This is a genomic window from Streptomyces sp. NPDC057654, assembly GCF_042800135.1.
Lineage (GTDB): Bacteria > Actinomycetota > Actinomycetes > Streptomycetales > Streptomycetaceae > Streptomyces.
In genome coordinates, this window is record NZ_JBHVHQ010000750.1 from 1 (window position 1) to 4,290 (window position 4,290).

2 protein-coding genes and 2 pseudogenes are annotated in these 4,290 nt (G+C 74.0%); 1 reads left to right on the forward strand and 3 read right to left on the reverse strand.

Features of this window, described 5'->3' with window-relative positions; translation table 11 throughout:
• A pseudogene (locus tag ACFU99_RS35025) lies at nt 1-622 on the forward strand (serine/threonine protein kinase); the annotation flags it as partial.
• A 139-nt stretch (nt 623-761) separates the two neighbouring features.
• Here ACFU99_RS35025 and ACFU99_RS35030 read toward each other — a convergent pair.
• The 3 genes and pseudogenes from ACFU99_RS35030 to ACFU99_RS35040 form a co-directional block, all read right to left on the reverse strand.
• Nucleotides 762-1,328 (reverse strand): bacterial proteasome activator family protein, encoded by a 567-nt coding sequence (locus tag ACFU99_RS35030; RefSeq protein ID WP_363225338.1) that lies wholly within the window; start codon nt 1,326-1,328, stop codon nt 762-764.
• A 161-nt stretch (nt 1,329-1,489) separates the two neighbouring features.
• Nucleotides 1,490-2,728 carry a hypothetical protein gene (locus tag ACFU99_RS35035; protein ID WP_384400049.1) on the reverse strand — a complete coding sequence of 413 codons (1,239 nt, stop codon included), beginning with the start codon at nt 2,726-2,728 and terminating at the stop codon, nt 1,490-1,492.
• A pseudogene (locus tag ACFU99_RS35040) lies at nt 2,725-4,290 on the reverse strand (ABC transporter permease); the annotation flags it as partial. The gene ACFU99_RS35035 and the pseudogene ACFU99_RS35040, both read right to left, overlap by 4 nt.

Below are 4,290 nucleotides of genomic sequence, written 5' to 3' on the forward strand. Positions count from 1 at the left end.
GGTGGCCGTCGTCGCGGCGCTGGCCGTCGGCGGCGTGTTCGTCGCGATGTCGATGAACAAGTCCGACGAAGGCGGGGGCGGCGCCAAGGCCGGCGGCCAGGCCCAGGGCGACAGCGGCAACGGCGGCAACGGCGGCAACGGCGGCAACAGCAATGGCAGCAACGGTGGCGGTTCCGGCGGAGGCCGGGAGCACAACGGCACGGGCGATTCCGGAACGGCCCAGGACGGGAACGGTCAGGGGAACGGGGGCGGGAACCACAACGGGGACGGGCCCGGCGGCTCCTCCGACGCGGGCCCCGACGGCAAGGACGCGTCGCCGGTCAAGCAGGGCGACCAGACCAAGACCATCAGCAAAGAGAAGTGCACGGACGCGTACGGCTACTTCAACGACAAAAAGAAAAAGACCGCGCCCGACTTCAAGTTCGTCTACATCAACTCCGCGAAGGACTGCCTGACCGCCGCGGGCTGGCGCTACCGCGTCGAGTACACGGACGAGAAGACCTGGGGCAAGGGCACGGTGATGAGCCAGACCCCCGCCAACGGCGACCCGTTCGACCCGCACTCACCCAGTGACCAGTTCGTGCTCACGGTGTCCACGGGGAAGGCCGCCGACGGCGAATGAGGCGGCGCCGACGGACGGCGGGGCACAAACGCGGCTGCGCCTGCGCGTGGCGCCCGGCGGGCCGGGCTTCACAGGCAGGCGCAGCAGTAGTTGTAGCAGTCCTACGTAATCGCCGCTGACGAAAAGACGGAAAGGTCTGTCAGAGGTACGGGCCGGAGCGGGCGCCGCCGCTGTGCTGGATGCCGCTCTCCTCTTCCTCACCGAGGCTCACGCCGGGCGGCAGCGCACGGCGCATCTGCTCAAGCTGGGCGCGCGCCGCCATCTGCTGAGCGAACAGCGCGGTCTGGATGCCGTGGAACAGCCCCTCCAGCCAGCCGACCAGCTGGGCCTGCGCGATGCGCAGCTCGGCCTCGGTGGGGATGGTGTCCTCGGTGAACGGCAGCGAGAGCCGCTCCAGCTCCTCCACGAGCTCGGGCGCGAGCCCGTCCTCCAGCTCCTTGACCGAGCTGGCGTGAATGTCCTTGAGCCGGGCCCGGCTCGCCTCGTCCAGAGGAGCCGCCCGCACCTCCTCCAACAGCTGCTTGATCATGCTGCCGATGCGCATGACCTTCGCGGGCTGCTCCACCATTTCCGTCACCGGGACCTCGCGCGACTCGTCGTCACCCTCCCCGCCGCCGGGGTTGGCACTGCCGAGAGCCATCCCGTCCGGGCCTACCACCAGGACCTGCGGGCTCTCTTGCGACCGTTCACTCCTCGGCATATCCATGCCGCCATTCTCTCGCACCCGAACCTCCCCACATTGGTGCCCCCGAATACGCCTGATCCACCGCCGCGCGCCCCTCCGTATCGATTTTCGTCCCTGCCGCCCCAGGGCGCACGGCGCCGGTGCCGGCCGGGGCCGCCGGTACCGGCCGGGGCCGGCCGTCGTCAGGTCGCCCGCCGCGGCGCGAGGAGGCGGGAGCGCGTGCACAGGGCCGCGAGCAGCCCCGCCAGCACCGGCACGCCCACCGCGAGGACGGCCAGCGTGGGCCAGGGCAGCTCGATGGGCGTGTACGAGGAGGACATCGGGTCCTCGCGCATGTGCGCCAGGGCCTGCCGGCCGTCCGCGAGCCGCAGGGCGACGGCCGGCACCACCCCGGTGACCATGCCGAGCACGACGCCCATCCCGGCGACGACCCCGCACTGGAAGCCCGTATAGAAGCGCCGCACGCGTGGCGGCGCCCCGACCGCGCCGAGCGTCGTCAGGTCGGCCTCGGCGTCGGCCTTGGCGAGGCCGGTGGCGATGGCGGCGGCGCCGATGGTGACGATGCCCGCGAAGACGGCGAGGACGAGCAGGCCCGAGTCGTCCGTCTCCGGGTAGCCGCGCTCGACGTAGAGGTTGGTGGCCGCGTCGCCGTGGGCCAGCTCGGACTCGGCCCGCCGCTGTTCGGCCCTGGTCGGGGTGCGGCTGACGGGGTAGAAGGAGCCGGAGGGGGCGGTGTGCAGGCCCAGCCGGTGCGCGAGGACGGCGGGCAGCACGAGCCGGATGCCGGGCGTGTCCGCGTACGAGGCGGGGGCCGTGTACGTGGCCAGGGAGACGTGTGTGGCCTTCTGGTCCTCGCGGGGGCCGGTGGGGCCGCTGTGCAGTCCGGTGATCTTCAGCGTGAGGCGGCCGTTCCGCGCGTACGCGGGGTTGAGCAGCACCGGCCTGCCCTCGGCCAGCGCCTTCTCCGCCGCCGGGTCCCGCAGCCCGATGTAGTCGCGCAGCAGCCGCGCGTCCCCCACGACCATGCGGTCGTCGATGTCGCCGATCACCGAGATCGGGCCCGCGGAGTCCACGCACCGCGGGGTCCGCATCAGGTCCCGGTGCTCCGCGGCGCTGAGCCCGGCGGCGATCCGCGCGCCGTCCGGGCCGATCAGCGGGCACTCGTTGCCCTTGGGCCGGACCAGCTCGATGGAGCCGCACTCCACCGACTCCCGCGCGTAGCAGTCGCCGCCCGCCCACACCCGGTCGACGTCGGCGCGCCCGCCGGAGACCGGGAGGGTATGTTCCAGGGTCCGCCGCAGCGCGGGCAGCGCCTTCTCCGGGTGGCCGCCCTGATCGGCGAACGCGTCGACCATCAGCGCCACCGTGCCCGGCTTGAGGGTCGGCTGATAGCCGAACCGTTCCTCCGCGTTCAGGCTCACCGAGTACGTGGCGCGTCGCGCAGCGCCAGCCGCGGCGTCAGCGGCAGCCGGCTGCCGAGCCGCCCGCAGGCCCCGACCAGCGCCGGTACGAGCGCCAGCACCCCCAGCTCGGCGATCACCGAGCCGGCCGCCACGGTGAGCGAGTCCAGCCCGGTCAGCGCACCGACCACGGCCAGCCCCACGCCCAGCAGCAGCGCCGCGAGCCCGAGCACCGGGAGGGTACGGGAGGACCGGCGCACCCCGCGCCGGTCCGTCAGCGAGGTCAGCACGGACTGCCGGGCCGCGACGACGGCGGGCGCCAGGGCCGCGAGCACGCCCGTGAGCAGCCCGGTCGCGCCGATGGCGAGGAGCTCCAGCGGGCGGATGTCGATCGTCCCGAAGCGCCGCCCCGCCTCCTGCTCGATGAGCGAGCGGCCCAGCGCGGTCAGCCCGAGCCCGCCGGCCACCCCGAGCGCGGCCCCCGCCGCGCCCAGCACCACGCCGCCGGCCAGCACCACCGCCCGTACCTGCGCACGGTCCCCGCCGCACACCCCGACCAGCCCGAGCTGGCGGCGGGAGCGGCGCGCGCCGACCGCGAAGGCCGGGCCCGCGAGCAGCACGATCTCCAGCAGACCCAGCCCGCCGACCGCCGCCACGGTCGCGTTGCGCCAGGTCACGAACTCCTCGTCCGTTTCCCCGTACGAACCGTCGTAGCCGGACCCCGAGCCGCCGCCCATGATCCGCGCCGCCGGGACCTCGGCGACCGGCGGCGGGCGCAGGGCGACCTGCCGGGAGTAGACGACCACGCCGTGCCGGTTGGCGGCGAGCACGTCGCTCCACGCCACGCCGTGCCCCTTGGTCGTGACGTAGTACTCCTTGTCCGACGGGTGCGGCGGCGCGGCGACCGCGTCGCGCTTCGCCTGCGTCCGCCAGGGGGCGATGACGGCGGCGGGGTCGGCGAACAGCACCTCCTCCCGCAGCTCGCCCGGCAGCTCCAGCTCACCGGTGATCCGGAAGACCCGGTTCAGCCCCTTGACCTTGGTCCGCGAGCCCACGTGCAGCCCCGAGGACTCCAGATAGGCGCCGGTCGCCGCCATCTCGTCGGGCCCGGAGGGGAAGGCGCCGCGGTTGAGCCGCACCTTGCCGCGCATCATCGGGTCGGCCACGCGCAGCTCGCGGATGGTGGAGCGCTGGAGCCCGTGGGCGCTGTGGACCATGGCGTCGACGTCCTGCGAGGTGAGGAAGCGGGCGCCGGGGGGCAGGGCGGCGTGGAGGTCGACGGGGCGGGGGTCTATGCGGGCGTTGGTGCTGTCGTCCCCGTCGTCGTTGTCCCCGTCGCCGTCGCCGTCGGTGTCCCCGTCGCCGTCGTCGGCGCTGTTGTGCTCGTCCTGGTGGTGGTAGTCCGCGGGCCTGCCGTGCCGCTGCGCGTTCGGCGTCTGGACCAGGGGAACCGGCCCGAAACCGCCGTCGGCGAACCGCGCGTCGGCGGCCCCCAGCTCCCGGTCCACCGTCTCCGCGCGGGTCGGGGTGCCGCTGCGGTAGATGACGTCGGCCGCGGTGACGGCGAGCACCGGCAGCGCGAT

Excerpts from the sequence above, each read along its gene's own strand:
- ACFU99_RS35030 (WP_363225338.1), bottom strand. The coding sequence starts at position 1,328 with ATGGATATGCCGAGGAGTGAACGGTCGCAAGAGAGCCCGCAGGTCCTG.